The following is a 21,147-nucleotide window of genomic DNA, read 5'->3' as shown; positions in this document are numbered from 1 at the left end:
ACCGATCAGCGTCGTCGTCGGCAGGATGTTCGTATCAGCGACGACGGCATTGTCGGATTTCCGCCTGACATCAACATGGAACCTACCGGTCTGGCCCGTTCCGAAATTGTCGCGCAGGAAGGTACCGACGTAGTAATTATCGTTGGGGTCTCCCCCAAAATCTCCACTTCCTGGATGAGGTCCCATGGTGCCGCGACCGTCACGGCGAAGGGGCTAAGCTCGGCCGCAATAGTCGCGGTTGCGGCCGCAATCGCTGGAGTGACCAGCGCGTTCACGGCTCCCTTCCACATCGGCAGATCGATCATCGTGCGCGAATTGTCGACCTTGCTCGCCGCCACTGAGCCGCTGAGGACGGACCAGAGTTCGGAGCCGGTCCCGAAATCGATCGGGGCCAACATGGTCATACCAGAGCCGTTAACCGCTGGGATGGAGATCGGCTTGATGCCATTCAGCCCCGCGGTCGGAAGGAGGCCAGTATCGACCACAACGAGGCTGTCTGATTGCCGCGCCCAGGCGATCCGGAACCGACCGGCCCCGCCGGTGCCATTGTTGTCGCGTAGGAAGGTGCTGACGTAATAGGCATCGTTGGGGTCGCCGCCTGCGATCGAAAGCCCCTTGATGCGATCGTACGGCGGCACGACGGGAATGGCGAAGGGCAGTAGCGCAGCGTTGCTGGCGGTGACCCGATCGCCCACCTTCTTCAGCGTGTCGTTTGCGCTGTCGGCGCCGCCCTTGAGCGCGTCCGAAGCGTCGCTGACCGCCGCCTGTCGGTCTTCGATCTCTTGCACCAAGGCGTCGCTCTGCCCCTGCAAGGCTTGCAGAACGGCCGAACCCTCGCCGACCGAAACTTCGATCACTATCCCGTTTTCAAGCGTGATCTCGATGGGCGGCGGAGCGGAGAAAGTGGCCATCAGCGGGTTACTCCAGCGACGATCACGAAGGGGCCATAAAGCCAGCGCTGCTTGTCGCCGCCGGACGGCGTGACGTGCAGATCCCATGCAAGCGTGACATCGGAGCCGGTCGCCGATGGCGGTGCGGAGGGCGCCTTGGCGCTGTTCGCAAGCGACGCGGCGGCGATTCGCATTTCTACCGTGCTGACGGGAACCACGCCCGTCGTGTCCACGCTCACGAGGCGAATGCCCTCCACGCCCGGGGTGGACGTCGGGGGAAGGTCGATTAGCGGGTCGCCTGGAGCGTCGGCCGTCACCCGCACTTGAGCGTGGAGCGTCGCGCCCGTCAGGTTGACGCCCTTGAAGGTCAGGATCCGGACAAAGGGGGTCCACCTGTCCACCGCAAGGGGGCACAGTCCAGCGTTGCTGCTCATGGAAGCTCCTAGGAAAAGGTGACGCGGGGCGCCGGCCAGCTGATCAGCTGATGCGCGGCTGCATGTAGCTTCCGCCCTGCACCGAAGGCGTGCCGGTGGAATTGGTCAGGATTGTTTGGAACGTGACGAACTGCTGCGCGCCGCTGGTGTTCGTATAGGCGCCGTCGATCAGGAGCGTATCGGTGTCGAGGTGGGCGACGGTGGCGGTGGTGGTATAGTCGCCGCCCATGTCGCTGAAGCTGCCATTATCAACCGCGCACTGCGCGGTGATCGTGCATGTGGGCGAGCCGCCCCCCGCATAGATGACCGCCTCCGCATGCAGCGTCACCGTCTGCCCCGGATCGAGCACCACGCCGCCAGGATAAGGCGTCGTGCCCATGCTGATCGGCACAGCCAGATAGGGCGTTGCGCCCGAGCTGCCCGCGCTGCCGTCGCGCACCTTCTTGACGCTGAACCCCTGCTTGATCTCGCGCGTGCCGAGCGTCGCCTTGATCGTCGCCGAAGCGATATCTGCGGTCATCTCGTCGAATGTCACGAGGCCAGTGCCGTTCACCGACCAATCGCCGCCCGTAGAGCCCGCGTCGATCGTATAGGTCGCCGACGTGTGAACGTCGGTCGCGCCATCATAGAGAAGGATCTGCGCGGTTAGTGGCAGCTGCCCCGCTTTCGGCGTCCCGTCGGGGTCGCAAGCCACAGTCGCGGCGCCAGGCACGATCGCGCTGGAAAGGCCATTGGTCGGCACGATCGGATCAGCCGTCGCCAAGGCCGGCGCGATGTTGCCGCTCCGGTAGGTTATGGCGTCGGAATAAATATCCTCATTCTCTTCGCGGAGCTGAAGCTGCACGCTGAAGTCGCTCGATAGACCCCACTGGTCGACCACGAACGCATAATTGGATAGGCCGTAGCGAGTTGTATCGAGCTGGACCGTTTCCAGCGCTTCAACTGCGATGCCGGCGATATTCATCGGCCATGACACGCGCTTTTCGCACTGTGCCCGGCGGAGCATGATTTCTAGGATACGCTCGCCGCGCGTCGAGCTGGTGATATGCGCAAGGTCCGCATCGCCCTGTCGAATATCGTCCGTCGGCACCGACCGCGTCGGGACCGGCATAGGCTGATAATTGTTCGTCGGATCGATAAAGGTGCCGCTCAATTCGGTGACGATCGCCTGCGGGTCACCGAGCGCGCTGACCTTGATCGGCGCCGACAGGTCATGCTCGGAAAGCGAGTGCGACGGGCCCACCCAATAGCCGGGACGAATGAGAAACCTGCCGTCCGAATAGGTGTAGGAGCCGGCGACGCTATCGACCAGCGTCTTGCGGATCTCGCTCGGGGCGGCGCCGGTCGTGATCCAGCAATCGAGCTCGTAGCGCTTTTCCGTCACACCGTCGGCGATCGTGACATCCTCATCACAAACATTCGTCCAGGCCGCCAACAGGTCATCTTCGGGGATTTCATCGGCCTCTGCGCCGAAGCCGCCCTCCTCCCGCGGAAGCGCCATCCAGTCATAGATGATCGGGGTTGCCAATCGCATATAGCCCACGCCGCCGGTGCGAGGATCGCGGATGTCATCCTTGCCCTCGACCACCGCATTGATCACCGGCATTCCCGCTTGAACGACAGCGTCGACCATCTGGAATTTGGCATAGATCAAGGCGATGCCACGGCCGCGGTGGTCTTCCGTCCACTGGCCATCGCATTCATCGACAAACGTCGGATTGGCGACTTGATCTTCAGTGCCGCGCGCAAACCAAAGCCATGCGTGGTTCGCATAGGTTCCGCTGGTCACCTTGCCATCGTCATCGACTGTGACGGTCTCATCGTTCAGATACCAGCCGACGGCGCCTTTGCAGCGGTGGCCGGCGGCGGCGATCACGTAATAGCGGAAGTTGGCGCCCTTCGGATGGTAGAAGATCATCAGGCCGCCGACACGGCGCCGGCCGTAGATAAGGAAGCTATTGGAGATCGACTGTCGGAAGACAGACATTGCGGCTTGCGCGCCGCCCCTGCCCGCGCTTGGTGGCGGGAAGATCGCGTTAAGCGCAAGCTGCGCCCCGATCGTCACGGCCGCGGTCGCCACCGCGACGGCTGCCGTGGCGGCAGCAGTCGACCAGCCGGCTTGTACTAGCGCGGCGCTGAGCTGTGGCGCATATACGGCAATGACGACGGCGATTGCCACGACCGCGACAATCTTAACGATCTTGCCCATTCAATATCTTTCGGTGAGGAGATCACAGTGCGAGGCCTAATGATCATCGGCGCGCTCATGCTTTGCGGCGCGGGCCCGATTTCGAAGTTTGAGGACAGGTCACCGACCGCCGACTTTGATTCCGCCGCAAAAAGCGGCGATATTGAGCGCTGTTTGATCGACCTTGAGGGAATGAATATCCCAAGAGTATTTCGCCAGCCCGATCGGCCGGACCGCGTCACGATCGTATGGCAGGTCGCGGGCTATATGTCGGCGCCACTAACCGACCGAGTCGACCTGATCGACGCGCCGGCCGGAACCCATGTCCGCGCCTGGTTCAATCGCAAGCGACTAGATCAATGCGCGGTCGCTCGATAGCCCACGCCTCGTCGACCTGCTGCATGGGTGCCATCACGCCGCCGTAAAATTCGGCGAGCTCGCCCCTGCATATCCCGAGCGCCCAGCCCTTGCGGACCAGATCGCCGCGACGGGCCATACGGATCGAGCCGAGCGGGGCGCCGTGCACGATCCTGACAGCCTCAGAAAGCGACCGAACCCCGAGCCTGCGCATGGCTTCGGCTGCGTCCCGCCAGCCACGCGGAGAGGGGCCAAGCGATGCCGCGACGTCGACCCCCGCCGCCGCCGCATGACGACCCCACATATCGCAGCAATGATCTTGCCACGACGGGTCCGCCGTCACTGATAATCCCGCTGGACGGAGTAGCGACCACGGCCGTTGCCGGCCGGGGTAGACGTCGAGGTCGCATCTTGCGATGCGTTCGCCCACAGAATTGGAACTTCGACCATCCGGGGCACGTATTCGAAGACCTTGTCGCCGGGATATTTGCGCTGCTGATATTCGTCGGTGAAGCGCTTGATAGCCGGCCGGCGCTGGTCGATCGCGCGGCTTTCGGCCGTGATCGTCACGCTAAGCTCCGTTCCGGAATCGTTGATATCGTATTGCTGCAGGCGCCCCTTCCAAAGCCGACGGCGACCGATGAGGGTTTTATAATCGCCGGACAGGCACCCAAGGATAAATTCGGTCAGGCCGCCGCGCACCGCCTGGTCGGCGACGTCATCGCGAAACTCGGTAGGGATGCGGTTAAGCGTCGCCGTAACCCCGGTCGCCGTGCCGTCGGTATCTTCGCCGATCGTGCCGATCGTGGCGACACCCTCAATCCCGGTCCAGTCGTGGCCCTCAAAAGTAAGCGTGCCCTTGCCGGTGAAGGCATAGACAGGATCGGGCAGGTCGACGTGAAGCGCCAGGAACGGGCGGAGCGACGGGCCCTCGATCTCCGCGGCGAGCTCCGGCGCATCGTCAAGCCGGCTCATGGCAGAAACTCCGTAAAGTCGATCGTGTATGGCGTCGGCTCGCCCACCTCGGTTTCGTTCTGCCCAGCATCATCGCTGGTCGGCTGAAACCATCCCCATACGTTGTCGGTCGAGATCGCCGCACCAGCGACGATCGTCGATGCCAAGGGCGGCTTGAAAGACACTGTCGCGACCCCGTCGGTACCGGCGACCGAAAGGGCCCGCACCATGTGCGGCCTCTGATCGCCGAACCCGACATAATCGCCTACCGAAAACGCTATCGAGTTTGGCGTGAAGCCCGCAATCGGCACGCTGGTCGCGCCGGCCGCAACGTTCGCTGCGGCGACAAGCGGGCCCGACAGGTACTGCGGACGCAGCGGGCGCGGGCGCCGCCAATCCCAAAGGGTCGTTCGATTTACGCCGCCTTCAAGGTCGGAGAGAAACGCGTCCAGGCGCGGACCAAAGCCGCCCGCGCCATCCGTGTCGGGGGCGTCATAGCCAGCCCGGAACGTGAACCGGGCGACCCATCGGGGCGCCGACAGGCCATAGGTTTTCCGGGTGCGCGTCAGCGGACTTTCGGAGCCGCCCACATGGGGCTGCAGATAGAACATTACCCGATAGGGCGCGAGATCGGCGGGCCACGTAAAGTCTAGCATCAGCTGGATCGCCGCTTCTTGTCGCTAATCGCGCCCATGGTCGCCGCATAGACCGCGTCACCCATGCGCGCGACCTCGCTACGCGTGGCAAGATCAACGCCGCCCTGCACCTGTATCGTCTGATTGACGACGTTGCCCCCGCCGCCGGTGTCGGCACCGGGCTTGCGGATATCGACCATTTCGCCCTTGGTGGCGCGGAACTTGACCGTGTTTTGATCGATGCCCGAAGACCCGCCGACGCGAAATGAGCCGCCCGTTGCGAAGTGTGGAAGCTGCGAAACGTCCAGGCTGGGGATAGCCGATAGATCCGTGCCCCAGCCGGCGCCGGCCACATTGACCATTTTCGAGCTGCTGCCGCCGCCGAAAATCGACCCGAGTGCCGAGCCGATCGAACTGAAGAGACCGCCCCCGCTCCCGCTCGACCCGCCCGCAAGCTGCGTGAAGACCTTCTGCAGCAAATCGGACAGCTTGTTCAGGGCGTCTTCCATCCCCTTCGCAATGCGGTCCTTCCACCAGTTCTTTACCCAGTCCTTCAGGTTGCCATCCAGCGCCGCGCGGGCGCCATCCTGAAGCGTGCTACGCCAGATGCCGGTGATGCGCGCCTGTTCGTCCTGCAGCGCCTCCGCTGCGGCCTGTTTGTTGCCCTCGCCATAATTGAGGCCCCGGGCCGCCTCGATCTCACGCGCGCGGGCCTGCGCCTTGTCGGCGGCCTCAAGCTTGCGGATCGATTCTTCGCTATCGCCGCGCGCCTTGGCCAGGTCGATTTCACGGGTGCGCGCATCCTGTTCCACCCAGCGCTGGCGGATGGCGTCGCGGTCGCGATCGATCTGCAGCTGATCGGCTTGAGCCTTTTTCGTTGCGGCATCGAGCGTCAAGCCCTGCTGCTGATAGTAGAGGATGGACGCGCGGATCTGCTGCTGATCGCGTAGGGATTGCTCGATCGCGGCATTGCCCATCGTCTGCGCGTGATCGATGTCGAGCGACGCCTGATGCTCAGCCAGTTCGCGACCGCGCGCAACGGCTCGAGCCGCAATGATGTCGTTCATGTCCCGGTTCGCCGCAGCGGCGGCAGCATCCCGGGAGAGGCCGGTTTTCTGATATTCGGTGATCTGTTCGCGCAGGCGCAATTGGTCTTGAAGCCGCTGCGCCGTCTGCTCATCGCCGCGCTCTTGGGCCGCGGTGATTTCCGCCTGCATGCGCAGATCGGCGCGCTTGTCGGTGGGGCTCTCCTTGAACTTCTTCGGCTCGGAAAAGTCGAGCTTGGGGTTCGCGCCGGCGCCAGGCTTCGGCGGGAGCGGCGCCGTGGAGATCGCCTTCTTCGCCTTGGCGTAATTCTCATCGATCTGTGCGGCGGCGGCCTTGGCCTTCGCAAGGCTCTCCTGCGCGATGCCAATAGCTAAGGACTGTTCGGTTTCGCCGGTGCCGCCGATGCGCGATGTCGAAAGCGTAGAATAGATGGGCCCCTGTCGGCCGGTGCCGGTCTGCCGTCGCCCTGCCTGCGCGTCTGCCAGCGACTTTTGGGCCGCTGCCTGCTGATAAGCGTTTTCCGCCCGGGCCGCTGCCCAAGTCTGATCGGCCTGCCTTTGGCGCGCTGCGGCGAGCTCCTTCGCATCCTTGGCCATCCCGTTCGTCGGGTCGGTCTTCAAGATCTGCTGATAGCTGGCCTGCGCCTTGGTCACCGTGTCGGTGACGGAAGCAAGCGCCTTGGCCTCGCCCGTCACCTTGCTCGTGCTGGATGCCCACAGTCCGATGGCGACCGCGATGCCGCCGATGACCGCTGCCCAAGGCGCAAGCGTCGTGAGGAGCGCGCCGACACCGATGGCGGCCCCCTCGCCTGCAACGCCGGCCGCGACCTCGCCCGCGGCAATCGCGGCGAACGACGCGGCGAGGCGCGGACCGAGCTGCAGCATCGACCCGTAGAAGCCGATCAGCTTTCCGGTCACGAATAGGACGGGCCCGACGGACGCCGCCAGCGCGGCCATCGCACCGATAACCGCCAGCATGGGCCCGGGAAGGCGCGCGAAGGCGCCGATCGCGTCGCCGATCGCGACCAGGACTGCCGTCATGCCCTTAAGGAAGCCGGTGTCGCCGATGGCGATCGACGCCGCCTCGAATGACTTCTTGACCTGCGTGATCGCGCCCGACCATCCCTGCATCAGGGCCGCCGCCTGCGTCGATGCGCTGACCTTGTCGATCTCGTCCCGAAACTTCGCGATGCCGGCCGAACCCTGGTTCATCAGGGCGATGGCGGTGCGACTGGAATCGGTCCCGAAGATCTGTGTGAGGGCCTTGCTCTGCGCCTCTTGCGCGAGGCCGCCGAGATGCTTCTTGAGCTGGTCGGCGGCGTTGCTGATGCCGACGAAGCGCCCTTGCGCATCATAGAAATCAAGCCCGAGCGCCTTCATCATCTCCTTGGCCTCCTTGGACTGAGGCACCAGGCGCTGAAGAAAGGTCTTGAAGCTCGTGCCCGCATCAGAGCCCGAACTGAAGGCGCCGGCTGTCGAGGCGATTGCCGCGTTGAAATCCTCGAAAGGCATCGTGTTTCCGGCGACGCTGCCCGCCTGCCCGATCGCCAGCGCGTAATTTTCGAAATCGAGTTTGGAAGCGATCATCGCGCCGCTCATCTTGTTGACGAGCTCGGGCAGATCCTCGGCTTTCTTGCCGAACTGCGTCATGATGTCGGTGGCGAGGTCGGCGGACTTCGCGAAGTCGCCGCCCGTCGCCGCCGATAGCTTCAGCGTCGCTTCGGCCGCGCCGTTCAATATCTCCTCGGTAGACCTGCCATTCTTGGCGAGGTTCTCCATGACCTCCGCCGCCTGTGCCGCAGTCGCGGTCAAGCTCTTGTCGCGACCGAACGCGGCGGCCTGGTCGCGCAGGGCCTTCATCTGGCTAGCGCTGGCGCCGCTCGCCGCCTGTACGCGGTTCATGCCCGTCTCGAAATCGGCGGCCATCTTGAGCGCGGCGCCGCCGATCGCGACCAGCGGCAAGGTCAGGCCGACGGATAGCGACTTGCCCACATTCTGGATGCGTTGGCCGATCTGCTCATAAGAGCGGCCGGCCTTCAGCATCATCTTTTGACTGTCGTCGAGCCCCTTTTCAAACTGAGCGGTATCAAGGCCCAGGATGACGCGTAGCTGACCAATGATCGATGATGCCAAGCGCCCCTCCTTCTACTTCATGTTCGCCCACACTTCGGCCGCAGCGAGCATTTCCTGCCACGGCTGCACCTTCGGCTTTCGTTCGGTTTCGGCGACCGACATCAGCGATTGAAGGTCAGGCAGTTTCTTCGCGCGGCGGAGCGCTGCGCTTGTCCACGCGTGCCAGGCAAGCCGGTTATGCTCGGCTTCCCTCGTGCGGACCTTGGCCTTCAGGATCAGCTCGAATGAGCGAGGCGTTTGCTTCCAGAACGTGCCCGGCTCGAAGCCTATTTCGCACCACGTCGAGAAGTATTTTTCCCAGTCCCAGCCGGTTTCGCCGGCTTCTTGGGAGGGTTTGCGTCGCCATCCTTGGCGGCCTCCGGGAACGACAGACTGAAGGCGCGCAGGACCAGGGCGGCGGCGGTATCGATGCCGACCGCCTGGATGATCTTGCCGACGGTGACATCATCGACCGCCTTGTGATGCTCTTCCATCGCCACGCGGAAGACGGTGCGCATCATCTTGGGGCTCTGCAGGGATTCGGCGCCGATACGGCCGATCTCCTCGCCAAGCTCATCCTCCAGCGTGCAAAGCGCGTTGAAATCGAGCACGAGCGTCCCGCCGGCTTCGAAGCCGGGGAGGTCCGGGACGGCGGGGAAGGCCACTTCCCCCTTGAGCGGGTTCGCCATGATCAGACAGCCGGGGTGAGGGTCGCGGGGCCCGACACCTTGAAGGTGACGCTGCCGACCATCTTTTCATCCATCGGCGTTGCGCGGCCATGCTTGGTCGCGAAGCCGTTGAAATCGAGCGTCGCGCCGTTGGGGAACGTGATGCGCCAGCCGTCGACCGTGCGGGCCGCGAGATGGGTGGTAATGACCAGATCATCGGTCAGGCCGGGAACAAGCGCATAGGACAGAGTGCATTCGCCCGGATCGGTCAGGCCCGGCTTGTATTCGCGCGTGAAGGCAGGGCTTCCGAAATGGGTGAAATCGGGAGCGTCGCGCGACAGCTCGGGCGGTGCCAGTTCGGTGACCTCGGCGAGCGGGACATAAGTGCTTGGCCCGGTTTTCTTGCTGAAGGTCGTCAGGAAACCGATATCGGTTGCTGTCTGAGTAGCGGCCATGTGTTTTCTCCTCGCAAACTAGAATTAGGCGGTGGGCGGTGAAGGGTCGTCGGTCGTGACCGGACCAGGGGTCCCGTCAACGGCAATGCCTGCATCGATCAATTCCTGACCGCGTTCGGCCTTGACGTTCAGAGTGGTGCCGGCTGGCACGATTTCCTCAGGTTTGGCCGATTGCTTGTCGTAGAAATCGGTGATGGTGACGATGCGCATGGGGTGCCTCCTCAGGTCTGTGCAAAGAACATGACGGCGAGATCCACGCTGGACCGATAGACAATGCCTGCGGAATTGGTGTCTCGATCGGACCGACGGTCGCGCACGAAAATGCGGACACGTTGCGCGGGCTCATCGACGCGCAGGCCGGTCATATTGTGCTCGATTATATCGCCGACATTGCGGGCCGCCAGAAACGTCCGCCCCCAGCAATCGGCCTGGACAAGGGCGTTGATCCAGCCGTCCGCACCGGCGAGGTGCATGCCGGGCTGGCCAGTGAGTAGATGCAGCTCGATCGCCGGAAGCGGTGCGCCTTGCTGGCGCGCGCCCCAGTCGATCCGCGTGCCGACCGCCGCGCCCATGCCGGAAAGGCCAAGCAAGCGGGCGCGTAGCCACTCCTCCATTGATCAGCCTTTCCGGGCAAGTTTCCGCGCGTAGCGCTTCGCGGCTGCGTCGACTTCCTGCCCGAGATCCGCGGCGATGCCGTCCAGCAAGGCGCGCGCTCCGTTTTCCCATGCGCCGCGCATGTAGCCATGCGGCGGATTGTTCGGCGACCCGAACTCTTCAGGCAGGGCCTGCGGGTAGCCGTCCGCGGTCGGGCCCATGTAGACCTCGACTGCAGACTTATCGGCAAAGCGCTTGCGGCGCTGCCCCGGCGAACCCTGCTGAGTGCCGACGATGATGCTTTCCTGAAGGGCTCCGCTTTGCCGTGGTGCCTTGGCCTTGGCGGCGTCCGCCATAGGCTGCAGCCGGCGCTTGCCGACGCGGACCAATGCCGCCTTGCCGAGCCCGCGCGGAAGATTGGCCAGGGCCGCGTTGACGTCGCTGAGCCCTTCGATGCGAAACTTGCTCATAGTGCCTGGTCCGGTCGCTTGACCGCGGTGATCTCGATCCCGTTGAGCTTGCCGAGCCATTCCTTGGTTCCGGTCACTTCGAAGACCGAACCGCCCTTCCCTTCGGTGAAGAGATCCTTGCCGGTGATCGTGCGGGTCAGCGCATCCGATCGCACCCCGAACCGCGCGGAAAGCTCCTGCGATTGCTCGGCTGCGCGCACGCGCTCGCCGTCGCTGACCTCTGTCCGTTTTGCCCAGCGCTTGCCGATCAGCTTCGGGGTGCCGGGCACGGTCGCCGTGCCGTCGTCGACCGACGTGCTGCGGAAGAAATAGAGGCGCCGGTCCATCTCGCCGGCATCGATGCCGATCATGCGTATTTCCGGAACGGAGCGAGGAGGTTTTCGACGGTGGCGAAAACGGGGAGCTTGGCCACGGTGCCGGGGGCCACAGCGGCCGTCTCGCGGAACCGGAAGAAATCGCTGACGATCAGCAGGATCGAATGACGGATGGCAGACGGAAGCGTCTCATAGCCGGCGCGGTATCGCACCCGTCCAGCCTCACGGCGCAGCGAACCGCCTGACCATGGCCAATCGGCAACGGGGGCAAGCTCATCACCGTACAACTCGAAATCCGCGATATCGGATGTCTGTTCGATCCCTGCGGCGTCAAGATATTTGACGCTGACCAGGTCGATCACCGGGGGATAGGGCAGGCAAATGGTCGACGCGCAGCCGATGAGGCTGAAGCGGGTTTCCAGCGTCTGCGGCCCGATCGATCGACCAAGCCAGCCGTCGGGGCCGTCAAGGTGCCCGGTCGCGGCGGCGATGAGCGATTCCACATAGGTGGACTGCTCTTCGTCACCATCCAGCTTCAGTTGGTCATCGGCCTCCTCCCAAGTCATCAAGGGCTCGGGAGGAGTGACGACGAAAGTGCGCATGATCAGTTCGTCAGCGCTGCGCTGATGGACAGCTTCCCGCCGACGATAACGGCGAGATATGCCACTTCCGAAGCGGTATCGGTCCACGTCAGGTCGATGTCGCCGTCGGCCTCGCTGATCGCCATGAAAAGCTTTTTCGCGACGATCGGGAGCAAGGCCCCGTCCGTGCCGACGGCAATTCCGGTCGAACCGCCAGTGGCGGCGAACGCGTCGCCATTGGCATCCGCCAGGACGGCAATCTGCACCGCCGCGCGCGCGGCGATATCCTTGCCCTGCCCGTCCACCAGCTGGACCGCGATAGGGCGCGTGTTGCCCGACTTGGCGCCAACGATGAACGTGGCACCGGCGACGCGCCCACCAAGGTCGACGACGTCGGTGGGGCTGGCGATCAGCGTGCTAGGGTTGGGGCGCCGGATCACTTCGCAGCCGCCTTATTCTTGCCGCCCGTGTTGGGGTCGGCCTTGTTCTGCGCGGAATTGCCTTCCGCCTTTGCGGACGGGTCGACCAGCACGCCCGACTTGACCAGCTGCGCGACCACGCCGGGGTTCGCTTCGCGGCTTTCGCCCTCTTGGAAATGGTGTTGCACAACACCGTCATCGGTCAGACGATCGCCCAAATGGGCGCGCGCGACGCTATACTTGACCAGATCGGCCATGATGCTTCTCCTACTGAAAATGGGCGGGGCCGAAGCCCCGCCCTGATCGAGCGAGCGATTAGCCCGCCATCGCCGCGGCGAAGTCGCCGTAGATCAGCGCGAGCGCCTTCTTGATCGCCAACGCCAAGCGTTCCTCACACCGCATGGTGTAGAGGTTCTTTTCGAAGTCATCGCTGTTCTCGGAAGCGATGACGACTTCCGGCGCCATCCGGTCATAGAGCGTCTGCAGCTTGAAGCCGCCGGCAAGGAACTTGCCGGCGGTCATTGCCACGGTCGGCACGACCGGCTTGCCCCAAAGGCGCGGGCCCGCCAGCTGCATCGGGTTGGCGAAGACATAGGCGCCGTCGCCGGTCTTCGTCAGCTCGATTGCGGCCCATTCCGTCGGGTTCAGGACGATGCCATCCGTCGGGTAAAGCGAAAGCTCTGCCTGCAGGAGGGCGAGGCGCAGCACGTCGATGCGGTTGCGGCCGTCGATGACGATGGGAGCCGAATAGGCGGTGGCGTTCGGGATAAGGCCGGTCAAGTGCTGCCCGGTACCGTCGCCGCTCAGCAGCTCGGTTTCCTCCGCGATAGCCAGGCCGTACCGCATTTCGCTGTCGACCTCGCCTTGCAGCTGGACCGCATCTTCCAGCGCCTGACGCGTCAGCTTCGCGAGGTGCGCGATGGTCCGCACCGGCGCGTTGACCTGCTCCCAAACATAGGCGCTGGTCGGCTTCGTGGTGCCTTCCGCAACCACCGCCGCATTGTTGGTGCGGGTGGTCTGCCGAGCATAGTCGACCGAACCGCTCGTGGTCGGCACGACGGTCAGGAGGTCGCGCACCGTCATCTCGCGGCGGGGCAAGGAGGTGATGGTGGGGTCGCGCATGCTCCATGCGGCGGCCTGCGCGGCGGTGATCGCCTTCACCTGGACCGAGTTCTTCAGCTCCACGCGGAACGTGCCGTCGGCGCCGTTCTTCACATAGTTCTTGAAGCGCTCGTTTTCGACCAGCTGGCCACCGTAGGACTTGACCTCGCCGTCATTTTCGCCGGGCTTGCGGGCCATCTTCTGCTCGATCTGGGCAAGCTGCTCGCGCAGCACGCCGATGCCGGTCAGGGCTTCGTCGACGGACTTTTTCGTTTCGGCCGAGAGCGTGCCGGACTTCTTCGCCTCTTCGAGCGCGTCGTCGGCCTTTTTCATGACGTCGTCGTGCTTCTTGTCGATCGACTTGCGCAGATCGTCGGCGAGCTGCTCAGCCGTCTTGGTGCCGGTTTCGTGGTCCGGCGCGCGCATGTAGCGGCCCTTGGCGCGTTCGGCAGCAGTCATCGCGCCGAGCACAGCGGTGCCCGCGTGGTAGCGAGTATTCATTTCGGGTCTCCGGGAATAGGTGTGGAAGGTCAGGCGCCCATCGCTTTCAGGAAGCGGCGCAGGTCATCGTCCGCCTTCGCCTCGGGCTCCCCCCGAAGATGCGGCGTCGCCTTGGCGGCGATTGCCGCGGCAAGGCTCTTTGAGAAACCGCCTGCATCCCGCAGGAAGTCTTCAAACTCACGAACGGTCGGCAGATTGCCGGCCGCAATGGTATGCTTCACGCTCTCGACCCGCGCGCGATCGTTCGCGGCGAAGGTCACGAGCGAAACTTCGCGCAGGGCGAGCGTCACCAGATTGAGGATGCCAGGCTTGCCCGCCGCTGGCTCCGCCTTGATCGTGCGGTAACCGATCGAAAGGCCGTCGATCGCATCCGCCTTCAGGAGCGCGTAGGCCTCCCTCGCGGCGGTCACGCCCGGGTTCTGCGGGGTGCCATCGCCGATCGCAAGCTTGCCTTTTACCCAAAGGCCCTTGGCGTCTTCGGCGAGGTCGTCCCATACGCCAATCGGCACCGTGCTATCATGCTGCCAAAGCATCTTGATACGGTTGCCCTTGCGCTTCGCGTCAACGAGCGATTGCGTGAAGGCGCCGGGCAGGACGATTTCGCCATAGCTGTCGACGTTGCCGAATATCGAGCCGTAGCCCTCAATAGTGCCATCGTCGCCGACAGACTTAATGTCGAGTCGAACGCCGCTATTCTTTGTCAGCAGATCCATGGAGGGTTCCTATTCTGCCGGTGGTGTTGCGTTGATGGTCGTTGGCGTAGCCGTCATGGTCAGCGGTACGTTCTGCATCTGGACGCGGTTGATATCGCCGCCCGGCACCGGAGATAGGTTTTCCCAGGCCCGAACTTCGTTGACGTTCAGCCAGCCCTTATCGAGGCCGGCGTTATAGAAGGCCGATCGCTCTGCTGAGGAGCCGCGCAACAGCCCTTCCATGCTGAACTCGATCGTGATGCCGCGCGCGATATCTTCGGGCGTCAGCAGCTGCTTGCGCAGCGATGCTTCGATGCGCTTCAGCCGGCGGCGGAGCGTGTATTTTTCGAACGCGCGGGTTTGCTCCGTGATGCTGCTGCCGAGCTGCGTATTGCCCGCAGTATGGCCGATCATGTGTGGCGGAACGCCATAGATCATGCAAACCTCGACCACGCTCAGCTGGCGACCCGCGATCATCTCCAGATCATCGGGCGTCATGCTCAGCTGCTGCCACTTCAGGTCGTTGCCCATGACCAGCGGCCGGCCGGCATTGGTCGCGCCCTGATATTTGGCGGCGAGGCGGCCTTCGATCTCCTCGATCTGTGGCGAGGTCAGCTTCGTGGCAGTCTGCCAAACGCCGCTCGGGCGCATGGCATTGCGGAATATCGACGCCGACGCGCGGGAAAGGGCGCGCGCATGCCCGAAGGTCTCCGCGCCCATTTCCAGCGGAGACATGCCGCCCATCGGGTCGCCGCCGAAGCCGCGGATATGCAGGACGTTGTCACTCGTCTCGCGGCGCGACTTGCCGTTCCACGTCCAGCGATATTCGATCATGCCGTCTTCGCGGCGCGACTTGCTGACGATGCCCGGCGGAATCGGATCTAGCCCGATGACCTGCCCACCCGCGCCGCGCAGCTTCTCTGCGTAGCCGTTGCCGCGCAGCTCCAGCGCCACGCAGGTATATTCCAAAAAGTCGACCGCCGTTTGATCGGCGTTCGGGTCGTCATGCAGGATGCGATAAAGCCAATGGTCGGTGGCGACCTCGCGACCGCCCTTGATATTCCGATAGACCATCAGCGGCAGCGTTGCGCTTGTGCCGGCCACGAGGTTGATGCAGGCCCATGCTGCGGCGATGCTCAATACCGTAGTGTCGGTGATGTACTCGCCGGCCGCGTTCGCGGTCCCGCCGCGATCGGCGCTGACGCGGGTTCCCAAGCGCAGGATGCCGCTAAGCCCGTCGACGAGATTATTCATCCACCCCATTATGCGAGGCTCGCAATCAGGGCGGCGGCATCGTCATCCTCTTGCGGCATCACGATAGGCGACAGCGCGTTAACGGTGGAATCGACACCGTCGATCTTATTCATCGACATTGGTGTCTCCTTCTTCGGGAGGATGGTTCCGTCCACGCGACGGGTGACGACGGCGTTGCCGATGCACCAGGTCATCACGGGGTTGCCATCGTGGCGGATCAGGTGCGGCCCGCCGATTATGCGTGCCTCGAAATTCTTGGCCGGGTCCGTCACGGCTTTCGCGCTCTTGTGCAGGATCGACGCGATCGGCTCGCCGCCGTCGTCAAGATCCTCGTTCAGGCGCGAAGCCATGGTTTCGGCTGCGGCGAAATGGTCGAACACGACCCGACGGACGCGAAGCCGGCCGGCGAGCATTCGGATATGCGCTTCAACGGCGTCCTGATCGACCCAGTCGCCGGGCGTAAGCGTCAGATGCCCGGCTTTGTGCCACTGGCGATAAAGGGTGACGTTGTTGCGATCGGACTGCCCTTCGCGCTTCAGCACGGCGTCAGGCAGGAAAAACCATGTCTTGACCAAGAGCTGATCTTCATCGGTGACCGCCACCAGCGACACCGCGGTTAGATCGCTCTTGTGCGCCAGATCGGCGCCGACATAACAATCGAGCCCCTCGAAATCCGAAAGCTCTAGGCTAGTATCGGTGCAGGCAATCCACTGCGGGACGCTGAGCCAGGCCGATGCTGCGGACATCCACCGATTTAGACGCTTGGTGAAGAACTCGCCTTCCTCGCCGGGCGCGCCCTTGGCCTTCACGGCCAGGCGGCGCATCGATGCGAGACTTGGCGTGACCGGCATCAGCGGGTTGGCTTTGCACCAGTTCCGCTCATCGTAAGGGTCGTCGCCCACCGTCCGTTCGGGCGTGAAATCCTTCGGGCCGTCCAGGGTGAAGATGATGCCGAAGACGTGATCGGCGACGAACGCGCCTTCAAGCATCTTGGTCGTGAAGGTCCGCTGCTCATAACAGACGCCGTCCAGAATGTAGCCGGCGGTCGTGATCTTCCAATAGAGCGGGTTGCGGCGCGCGCCGTCGGCGGAATGCACGACGTCATAGAGACCGCGATCTTTATGGGCGTGGAGCTCGTCTAGAACCGCAAGGTGGGGATTGTGCCCGTCCTGCGTCGCCGACTTCGAATTGATGGTCTGGATCGTGCCGCCGTTGACGTCGCAGGTGATCGCGCGGGCCCAAGCCTTAAGGCCGAATTGCTCCTGCAGGTCCGGGGTCTTTTGAACCATCAGCTTCGCCGGGTTGAAGACCTTCTGCGCCTGCGCGCCGGTCGTCGCGCCGATCAGCACCAGCGGCCCGGGCTCGTCTTCGCAGGTGGTGCAGTAGAGCACCACGCCCGCGGTCAACGTCGACTTGGCGCCCTTTCTCGCCATCTCGATATAGGTGTCGGTGAAGCGACGAAGGCCGGTCGCCTTGTCGCGCCAGCCGAACACCATCGCCAGGATGAATATCTGCGGCGCTTCAAGGTAAAGAGTGGGGGTCTCCCACTTGCCCTCTACGTGCGGCAGTCCCTCGATAAAATCGCAGACGTCGTTGGCGTACCAAGGATCAAACCGGAATGGCCAACCCTTCCTCTTCGATCTCTTGAGATCGTCAAGGTGACGCTGCGCCGCGAGGCGAACCCATTTGCAATGCTTGACCTGCTTCTTATCCGCCGCCGCCGCCTTGGCATAGGCCAGGGCGATGGCGGCGAAGTCACGCGATTCGGGCTCGGGCGCCGTTACGTGCGAAGCGATTGCCTGGTTTCGCGCCATCAGCACTCCCGCCGCCGATACGGCTCTTAGGGCCGGCGATGCGCAGCAGCTCTTCCATCTGGCGTAGGTTCGTCAGATAGGCGGCGCTTGGCAGGTCGCCGCCCGACTTGAACGCGATGCGAACTTCAGCCTCCAGCGAGCAATAGCGGGCGAAAAGCGAGCTATCCGCCTCGGATATGCCGGCGGCCATCACGCGGCCTATGGTTTCCTGCCACACCAATATCGCGGCTGGCGTCAAATAGTCGGGCATGATCGGCGGATCACCGGGAACGATGATCTCGGTCTTCACGCCGTCCCTGATCGGTTGGAACGTGCCGCGCGCAAGCTTCGTGCTCGGCGGTTCGGGCTTTCGGCCTCGGTTCATATGGCCTCGCGCAATTATCGTGCGTCAATTCGCATGAATTTTATAGGGTTCGGAAAGTTTAAATCGCACGCGCTAAAATTAGACTCCACGCGCGGTCCCAGAGCTCTCCGTCCCCCATTTTTTGCCCGCCCCCGCCCTATCCGACTAACACACCCCGATTTCGCACATTTCGTGCTCGATCTCGACCATTTCGTGCCGTCTCACGCAACATTCTTACGTTCGCGCCAATATTCGGGTCCGGTTTGGTCCGTTTCGGACTGAAACACGACATCGACCTTGCACCCGATGACCGCGGTGGCGGCGACCAGCATCCGGACGCCCAGCCAGTTCCGGACCCTCGCCCTTTTGCGTCCGGTCACCACCACCTTGAGGGTGGCGGTTCGCATGGCCTGAGACATCGCCACGCGGACAGGTGGCAGGTCGGTGGTGGCGGTCATGCCTCGGGCTCGGGCTCGGGCTCTTCGGTTACGGGTGCGGGTGCGGGTGCGGGTGCGGACGGAGCCTTGCCGCGCACATAGTTTTCCAGCGCCGTCGCAAGCTCCACCAGCTTGTTGCCGCCGGTGCGGTTCACGATGGGCAACGCCAGCTCCAGGCACCTGAACCGCATTTCGATATCGTTCATGGTCTACTCCTCAGTCTTGCCCGTGCTGCCTCGCGTGCCGTCTTCACCACATGGCAGGGGTGGCAGATCCCTTGATAGTTCTCGCGATCGTCCGTGCCGCCTTCAGCCTTGGCCTTGATATGGTCGGCGATCGTCGATGGCGTCACCCGACCCGCAGCCAGGCAGACGCGGCATAGGGGCTCCTCACTCAGCACCTGAGCCCGCATCAGCTCATGAGCGCGGCCATAGCCTCGTGCATGCCGGCTCTCGCGCTTGCTGAAGCCTGAGGGCTTCCGCGCACCGGGCTTGCGACCACGAAGGTTAGGAGGGCGGGAAGGCAGGCTCTTGGCCGGTCACTGCCCGCCGACCTTCAGCACGAGCGTATAGTGCCAGACGTTCGGCGGGGTAGCGGTCGTGGTAAAGGTAAGGTCGAGGCTAAGGCGCACCGTGCCGGGCGTGAACAGCGGATCATTCTTCCGATCATCCTGTATGGCTGGCCAGAACTGGATGGTGCGATCGCTGATGGTCGTGAAGTATTCGGCGGTGTCGAGAAGGTAGAGCCCCTTTTCAAGGGCCTCTTCGCTCGGGACCAGTTCGAAAGTATCGATCGTTTCATCGGCCGCCAATATCGGCAGGCTCTCCGGATCAGTGCTTGCGTCGGGGTCGCCGACCCGCGAGACTTCATGCTGGTACGGCAGGATGCTCTTCGGGTCGAATGTCTGACTGAAGACGATGGCCGCTCTCGGTATCGCTGTCATATCGCGCCCCGCTCAAGCCGCCCTGATCGCGGCTACCCATGCGGCCTTTGCCTGGATGGCGGCGAACTCGGTATCAGCGAGGACGTCTTGCCCGCCCTTCTTCGTGCCGCCGCGCATGCGAATGCAGTTCAGATGCTGATTATTCGCGAAGGTGGCCCAGCAATTGCTGTGCAGCGCCTCCGCGCCGCTATTGATCAGCGCGCGCATCGCCGTGAGATTGTCGACATAGGCGAGGTCGATCCCGGATATAGCCAGGAGATCGGCCCGCGCCAGGCGCTGTTGCACGCGGATGGGCCCATAGGTCGCATCCTCGCTTGTCAGATCGTCGCCGCCGGCCGACCAATTCTTCATGTGCATCTCGTGCACGATGAAGCGGCTGCATCCCGCAGACTTGCCGAGCTGGACGATGGCAACGATGTTCGCGCGCGTGTCGATCGTGACGGTCGCGCCATTCGCAGGGGCAGCGGAAAGCGGCTGCGTCAGCGTGATAGTTCCGGCCGACACCGATTGAATGATCCGCGACTGTCCGCCGATGATGACCGAAGCGCCGGCCGCCATGCCGTCGCCGGCATTGAAGCCGGACTGCGCCGCCAGCGGAATGGAAGTCGTAGTCGCGCTACCGCTGACCGTCGTCGACAAGAGCGGGTCGTTGGCGCCAGCGTAGATGCTGATCAGGTCCGGCACCCGCTTAAACGTGAATTGCGCATAAGCCCGCGCGAGGATCTGCGCGGACGTCTGCCCGGCGACACCGAAATTGCGGACAAGGATGTTGGTCCGATACGCCGCGTCGATCAGCTGCTTGAGCCGATAGGTGCGATAATCGGCCGGGGTGAGGCCGTAGGCGCCGTTGGCGTCGGTGAGGCTATCGCCGATATCGCATTTGTAAAATGTCATTGCATCAGGCTCACGGGCGTAATGGTGAGGGCTGCGCTCGAAAGAACCTGAAACCCATCGTAAACGGGGCCGGGGAGCGCGTGATAGCCGTTCGCGCCGGCCGCAACGCTGAAGGTGATCAGCGGATTCGGCTGAACCGCCGTCGTGGTCGCACCGAGCACGCTGACCGTCATCGGCGAGGCCGTCAGGTTGACATAGTAGAAGCCGACGAACGCTTGATTGATGCCGCTATTCGGGCCCACCAGATAGGGGCTGCCCGCCGGGGTCGTGATCTGCGCCGCCTGGATATCATAGCCCTGCGCAGGCTCACGATAGCCCGCAGCCGCATCAGCCAGCCAGCCGTGGAAGGTGACGACCTGCTGCGCCGTGCCGCCGGGAATGATGATGATAACTTCGTGATCGCCGTCGCCGAAGTCGGTTCCCAACAGGATGTTGCGGACGTTGCCGTTATCCTGATTTGCGGTCTGCGTGGAAAGCTGGACGTTCTGGCTCCAATCTACCTCGATCGGCTGGCGATCGACATAGACGCCCCACGGCGTGGCGAGATTGAGGCTCCCGATTGAACGATCGAGGCGAACGCCGATCGCGCTCCCCTGCCTCGTGCTGCGAATGACCGCGTAAGATGCCCAGCCCGCATCGGCTGGCACAGTGACCGTCAGGCCGGTTTGCGTGCGATCGGGGTTGCTGACGAGGTTGCCGCTAAGCGCGGTCGTCGCCGTGCCGCCCGCGGTCGCCTTGTCGTGGCGGAAGTCGAACGGCATCATGATCAGCCGCGGTCGCGGCTTCAGCGCCGCCAGGTGATCCGCGTCGAGCGCGAAATAGCCCGAGAGGCCGCCGGCCGGGCTGTCCCGCATGGCACGAGGGCTCTTTACGTTGTTCGCGTCGCGGAAGAGGAACTGATGATCGCTCAAAGCATATCCCCCACCATCCACGCATCAGGATTGCCGAGATTGGCCGGCGGTGTCGCCGCCTCAGGATCGAACGGAATCGGCTGGCCACCTTCCCGATAGCCCACCGTCGCCCGCGAACCGATTTGCTGGCCTCGCGTCAG

28 protein-coding genes are annotated in these 21,147 nt (G+C 63.6%); 1 reads left to right on the top strand and 27 read right to left on the bottom strand.

Annotated features, from left to right (window positions below; genetic code table 11):
- Nucleotides 1–5: 5 nt before the first annotated feature.
- Genes AB4Z44_RS06270 through AB4Z44_RS06260 form a run of 3 tightly spaced genes read right to left on the bottom strand, consistent with a single transcriptional unit; the run spans nt 6 to nt 3,533 of the window.
- On the bottom strand, nt 6–911 hold the full coding sequence (locus AB4Z44_RS06270; RefSeq protein WP_404713204.1) for a hypothetical protein: 906 nt from the start codon (nt 909–911) through the stop codon (nt 6–8).
- Entirely contained in the window at nt 911–1,324 is a 414-nt protein-coding gene (locus AB4Z44_RS06265; RefSeq protein ID WP_404713203.1) for a hypothetical protein, read from the bottom strand. Before AB4Z44_RS06265 ends, AB4Z44_RS06270 begins: the two co-directional genes overlap by 1 nt.
- 43 nt (nt 1,325–1,367) lie before the next feature.
- Entirely contained in the window at nt 1,368–3,533 is a 2,166-nt protein-coding gene (locus AB4Z44_RS06260; RefSeq protein ID WP_404713202.1) for a hypothetical protein, read from the bottom strand.
- 39 nt (nt 3,534–3,572) lie between these two features.
- Here AB4Z44_RS06260 and AB4Z44_RS06255 point away from each other — a divergent pair, with 39 nt between their 5' ends.
- Nucleotides 3,573–3,890, top strand: a complete 318-nt coding sequence (locus tag AB4Z44_RS06255) for a hypothetical protein (protein WP_404713201.1) — start codon at nt 3,573–3,575, stop codon at nt 3,888–3,890.
- Here the strand turns inward: AB4Z44_RS06255 and AB4Z44_RS06250 are convergent.
- From AB4Z44_RS06250 to AB4Z44_RS06135, 24 genes are all read right to left on the bottom strand, one after another.
- A complete protein-coding gene (locus AB4Z44_RS06250; protein WP_404714363.1) occupies nt 3,850–4,173 on the bottom strand; it encodes a DUF6950 family protein in 324 nt (107 codons plus the stop codon). The genes AB4Z44_RS06255 and AB4Z44_RS06250 overlap by 41 nt on opposite strands.
- A gap of 35 nt (nt 4,174–4,208) precedes the next feature.
- Nucleotides 4,209–4,844, bottom strand: coding sequence for a hypothetical protein (locus AB4Z44_RS06245; RefSeq protein ID WP_404713200.1), 636 nt, complete (start codon nt 4,842–4,844; stop codon nt 4,209–4,211).
- The gene (locus AB4Z44_RS06240) at nt 4,841–5,479 is read right to left on the bottom strand and encodes a hypothetical protein (RefSeq protein ID WP_404713199.1); all 639 of its coding nucleotides are present in this window, start codon (nt 5,477–5,479) and stop codon (nt 4,841–4,843) included. The genes AB4Z44_RS06245 and AB4Z44_RS06240 overlap by 4 nt, the downstream gene beginning before the upstream one ends.
- Nucleotides 5,479–8,637, bottom strand: coding sequence for a phage tail tape measure protein (locus tag AB4Z44_RS06235; protein ID WP_404713198.1), 3,159 nt, complete (start codon nt 8,635–8,637; stop codon nt 5,479–5,481). The genes AB4Z44_RS06240 and AB4Z44_RS06235 overlap by 1 nt, the downstream gene beginning before the upstream one ends.
- Before the next feature lie 266 nt (nt 8,638–8,903).
- Nucleotides 8,904–9,305 (bottom strand): hypothetical protein, encoded by a 402-nt coding sequence (locus AB4Z44_RS06230; RefSeq protein ID WP_404713197.1) that lies wholly within the window; start codon nt 9,303–9,305, stop codon nt 8,904–8,906.
- A gap of 2 nt (nt 9,306–9,307) precedes the next feature.
- Nucleotides 9,308–9,739: a phage tail tube protein gene (locus tag AB4Z44_RS06225; RefSeq protein WP_404713196.1), complete on the bottom strand. Its 432-nt coding sequence runs from the start codon at nt 9,737–9,739 to the stop codon at nt 9,308–9,310.
- A 24-nt stretch (nt 9,740–9,763) separates the two neighbouring features.
- Nucleotides 9,764–9,949 (bottom strand): hypothetical protein, encoded by a 186-nt coding sequence (locus tag AB4Z44_RS06220; RefSeq protein WP_404713195.1) that lies wholly within the window; start codon nt 9,947–9,949, stop codon nt 9,764–9,766.
- Nucleotides 9,950–9,960: 11 nt separating this feature from the next.
- Complete coding sequence (locus AB4Z44_RS06215) at nt 9,961–10,353, bottom strand: DUF3168 domain-containing protein (protein WP_404713194.1); 393 nt, start codon at nt 10,351–10,353, stop codon at nt 9,961–9,963.
- A gap of 3 nt (nt 10,354–10,356) precedes the next feature.
- Nucleotides 10,357–10,803 carry a hypothetical protein gene (locus AB4Z44_RS06210; protein ID WP_404713193.1) on the bottom strand — a complete coding sequence of 149 codons (447 nt, stop codon included), beginning with the start codon at nt 10,801–10,803 and terminating at the stop codon, nt 10,357–10,359.
- Entirely contained in the window at nt 10,800–11,153 is a 354-nt protein-coding gene (locus tag AB4Z44_RS06205) for a head-tail adaptor protein (RefSeq protein ID WP_404713192.1), read from the bottom strand. Before AB4Z44_RS06205 ends, AB4Z44_RS06210 begins: the two co-directional genes overlap by 4 nt.
- Nucleotides 11,150–11,719 (bottom strand): head-tail connector protein, encoded by a 570-nt coding sequence (locus AB4Z44_RS06200; RefSeq protein WP_404713191.1) that lies wholly within the window; start codon nt 11,717–11,719, stop codon nt 11,150–11,152. The genes AB4Z44_RS06205 and AB4Z44_RS06200 overlap by 4 nt, the downstream gene beginning before the upstream one ends.
- 2 nt (nt 11,720–11,721) lie before the next feature.
- Entirely contained in the window at nt 11,722–12,138 is a 417-nt protein-coding gene (locus AB4Z44_RS06195) for a hypothetical protein (protein WP_404713190.1), read from the bottom strand.
- Entirely contained in the window at nt 12,135–12,374 is a 240-nt protein-coding gene (locus AB4Z44_RS06190; protein WP_404713189.1) for a hypothetical protein, read from the bottom strand. Before AB4Z44_RS06190 ends, AB4Z44_RS06195 begins: the two co-directional genes overlap by 4 nt.
- Before the next feature lie 58 nt (nt 12,375–12,432).
- Entirely contained in the window at nt 12,433–13,719 is a 1,287-nt protein-coding gene (locus tag AB4Z44_RS06185; protein WP_404713188.1) for a phage major capsid protein, read from the bottom strand.
- Between the two features lie 29 nt (nt 13,720–13,748).
- Entirely contained in the window at nt 13,749–14,432 is a 684-nt protein-coding gene (locus AB4Z44_RS06180) for an HK97 family phage prohead protease (RefSeq protein ID WP_404713187.1), read from the bottom strand.
- Between the two features lie 9 nt (nt 14,433–14,441).
- Complete coding sequence (locus AB4Z44_RS06175) at nt 14,442–15,665, bottom strand: phage portal protein (RefSeq protein WP_404713186.1); 1,224 nt, start codon at nt 15,663–15,665, stop codon at nt 14,442–14,444.
- Nucleotides 15,666–15,673: 8 nt separating this feature from the next.
- A complete protein-coding gene (locus tag AB4Z44_RS06170) occupies nt 15,674–17,479 on the bottom strand; it encodes a terminase large subunit (protein ID WP_404713185.1) in 1,806 nt (601 codons plus the stop codon).
- Complete coding sequence (locus AB4Z44_RS06165; protein ID WP_404713184.1) at nt 17,421–17,768, bottom strand: hypothetical protein; 348 nt, start codon at nt 17,766–17,768, stop codon at nt 17,421–17,423. The genes AB4Z44_RS06170 and AB4Z44_RS06165 overlap by 59 nt, the downstream gene beginning before the upstream one ends.
- 275 nt (nt 17,769–18,043) lie before the next feature.
- Nucleotides 18,044–18,280: a hypothetical protein gene (locus AB4Z44_RS06160; RefSeq protein WP_404713183.1), complete on the bottom strand. Its 237-nt coding sequence runs from the start codon at nt 18,278–18,280 to the stop codon at nt 18,044–18,046.
- Nucleotides 18,277–18,465: a hypothetical protein gene (locus AB4Z44_RS06155; RefSeq protein WP_404713182.1), complete on the bottom strand. Its 189-nt coding sequence runs from the start codon at nt 18,463–18,465 to the stop codon at nt 18,277–18,279. The genes AB4Z44_RS06160 and AB4Z44_RS06155 overlap by 4 nt, the downstream gene beginning before the upstream one ends.
- Complete coding sequence (locus AB4Z44_RS06150) at nt 18,462–18,671, bottom strand: HNH endonuclease (protein ID WP_404713181.1); 210 nt, start codon at nt 18,669–18,671, stop codon at nt 18,462–18,464. The genes AB4Z44_RS06155 and AB4Z44_RS06150 overlap by 4 nt, the downstream gene beginning before the upstream one ends.
- A gap of 126 nt (nt 18,672–18,797) precedes the next feature.
- Entirely contained in the window at nt 18,798–19,202 is a 405-nt protein-coding gene (locus tag AB4Z44_RS06145) for a hypothetical protein (protein ID WP_404713180.1), read from the bottom strand.
- A gap of 12 nt (nt 19,203–19,214) precedes the next feature.
- On the bottom strand, nt 19,215–20,096 hold the full coding sequence (locus tag AB4Z44_RS06140) for an SGNH/GDSL hydrolase family protein (RefSeq protein ID WP_404713179.1): 882 nt from the start codon (nt 20,094–20,096) through the stop codon (nt 19,215–19,217).
- Nucleotides 20,093–20,950, bottom strand: a complete 858-nt coding sequence (locus AB4Z44_RS06135) for a hypothetical protein (protein ID WP_404713178.1) — start codon at nt 20,948–20,950, stop codon at nt 20,093–20,095. The genes AB4Z44_RS06140 and AB4Z44_RS06135 overlap by 4 nt, the downstream gene beginning before the upstream one ends.
- Nucleotides 20,951–21,147: the final 197 nt, after the last annotated feature.

The organism is Sphingomonas sp. MMS24-J13 (assembly GCF_044905095.1).
GTDB lineage: Bacteria > Pseudomonadota > Alphaproteobacteria > Sphingomonadales > Sphingomonadaceae > Sphingomonas_I.
Note: the sequence above shows the minus strand (reverse complement) of the source record. Positions and strands in the feature narration are given on the sequence as shown.

Bases quoted from the DNA above. Each gene is read 5' to 3' on its own strand.
- AB4Z44_RS06210 (WP_404713193.1), bottom strand. From the start codon at position 10,803: ATGAGCAAGTTTCGCATCGAAGGGCTCAGCGACGTCAACGCGGCCCTG.
- AB4Z44_RS06155 (WP_404713182.1), bottom strand. From the start codon at position 18,465: ATGAACGATATCGAAATGCGGTTCAGGTGCCTGGAGCTGGCGTTGCCC.
- AB4Z44_RS06175 (WP_404713186.1), bottom strand. From the start codon at position 15,665: ATGAATAATCTCGTCGACGGGCTTAGCGGCATCCTGCGCTTGGGAACC.
- AB4Z44_RS06255 (WP_404713201.1), top strand. From the start codon at position 3,573: ATGATCATCGGCGCGCTCATGCTTTGCGGCGCGGGCCCGATTTCGAAG.
- AB4Z44_RS06205 (WP_404713192.1), bottom strand. From the start codon at position 11,153: ATGATCGGCATCGATGCCGGCGAGATGGACCGGCGCCTCTATTTCTTC.
- AB4Z44_RS06160 (WP_404713183.1), bottom strand. From the start codon at position 18,280: ATGACCGCCACCACCGACCTGCCACCTGTCCGCGTGGCGATGTCTCAG.
- AB4Z44_RS06190 (WP_404713189.1), bottom strand. From the start codon at position 12,374: ATGGCCGATCTGGTCAAGTATAGCGTCGCGCGCGCCCATTTGGGCGAT.
- AB4Z44_RS06150 (WP_404713181.1), bottom strand. From the start codon at position 18,671: ATGCGGGCTCAGGTGCTGAGTGAGGAGCCCCTATGCCGCGTCTGCCTG.
- AB4Z44_RS06270 (WP_404713204.1), bottom strand. From the start codon at position 911: ATGGCCACTTTCTCCGCTCCGCCGCCCATCGAGATCACGCTTGAAAAC.
- AB4Z44_RS06145 (WP_404713180.1), bottom strand. From the start codon at position 19,202: ATGACAGCGATACCGAGAGCGGCCATCGTCTTCAGTCAGACATTCGAC.
- AB4Z44_RS06200 (WP_404713191.1), bottom strand. From the start codon at position 11,719: ATGCGCACTTTCGTCGTCACTCCTCCCGAGCCCTTGATGACTTGGGAG.
- AB4Z44_RS06230 (WP_404713197.1), bottom strand. From the start codon at position 9,305: ATGGCGAACCCGCTCAAGGGGGAAGTGGCCTTCCCCGCCGTCCCGGAC.
- AB4Z44_RS06265 (WP_404713203.1), bottom strand. From the start codon at position 1,324: ATGAGCAGCAACGCTGGACTGTGCCCCCTTGCGGTGGACAGGTGGACC.
- AB4Z44_RS06180 (WP_404713187.1), bottom strand. From the start codon at position 14,432: ATGGATCTGCTGACAAAGAATAGCGGCGTTCGACTCGACATTAAGTCT.
- AB4Z44_RS06220 (WP_404713195.1), bottom strand. From the start codon at position 9,949: ATGCGCATCGTCACCATCACCGATTTCTACGACAAGCAATCGGCCAAA.
- AB4Z44_RS06135 (WP_404713178.1), bottom strand. From the start codon at position 20,950: ATGCGGGACAGCCCGGCCGGCGGCCTCTCGGGCTATTTCGCGCTCGAC.
- AB4Z44_RS06140 (WP_404713179.1), bottom strand. From the start codon at position 20,096: ATGACATTTTACAAATGCGATATCGGCGATAGCCTCACCGACGCCAAC.
- AB4Z44_RS06170 (WP_404713185.1), bottom strand. From the start codon at position 17,479: ATGGCGCGAAACCAGGCAATCGCTTCGCACGTAACGGCGCCCGAGCCC.
- AB4Z44_RS06185 (WP_404713188.1), bottom strand. From the start codon at position 13,719: ATGAATACTCGCTACCACGCGGGCACCGCTGTGCTCGGCGCGATGACT.
- AB4Z44_RS06250 (WP_404714363.1), bottom strand. From the start codon at position 4,173: ATGTGGGGTCGTCATGCGGCGGCGGCGGGGGTCGACGTCGCGGCATCG.
- AB4Z44_RS06260 (WP_404713202.1), bottom strand. From the start codon at position 3,533: ATGGGCAAGATCGTTAAGATTGTCGCGGTCGTGGCAATCGCCGTCGTC.
- AB4Z44_RS06240 (WP_404713199.1), bottom strand. From the start codon at position 5,479: ATGCTAGACTTTACGTGGCCCGCCGATCTCGCGCCCTATCGGGTAATG.
- AB4Z44_RS06245 (WP_404713200.1), bottom strand. From the start codon at position 4,844: ATGAGCCGGCTTGACGATGCGCCGGAGCTCGCCGCGGAGATCGAGGGC.
- AB4Z44_RS06215 (WP_404713194.1), bottom strand. From the start codon at position 10,353: ATGGAGGAGTGGCTACGCGCCCGCTTGCTTGGCCTTTCCGGCATGGGC.
- AB4Z44_RS06225 (WP_404713196.1), bottom strand. From the start codon at position 9,739: ATGGCCGCTACTCAGACAGCAACCGATATCGGTTTCCTGACGACCTTC.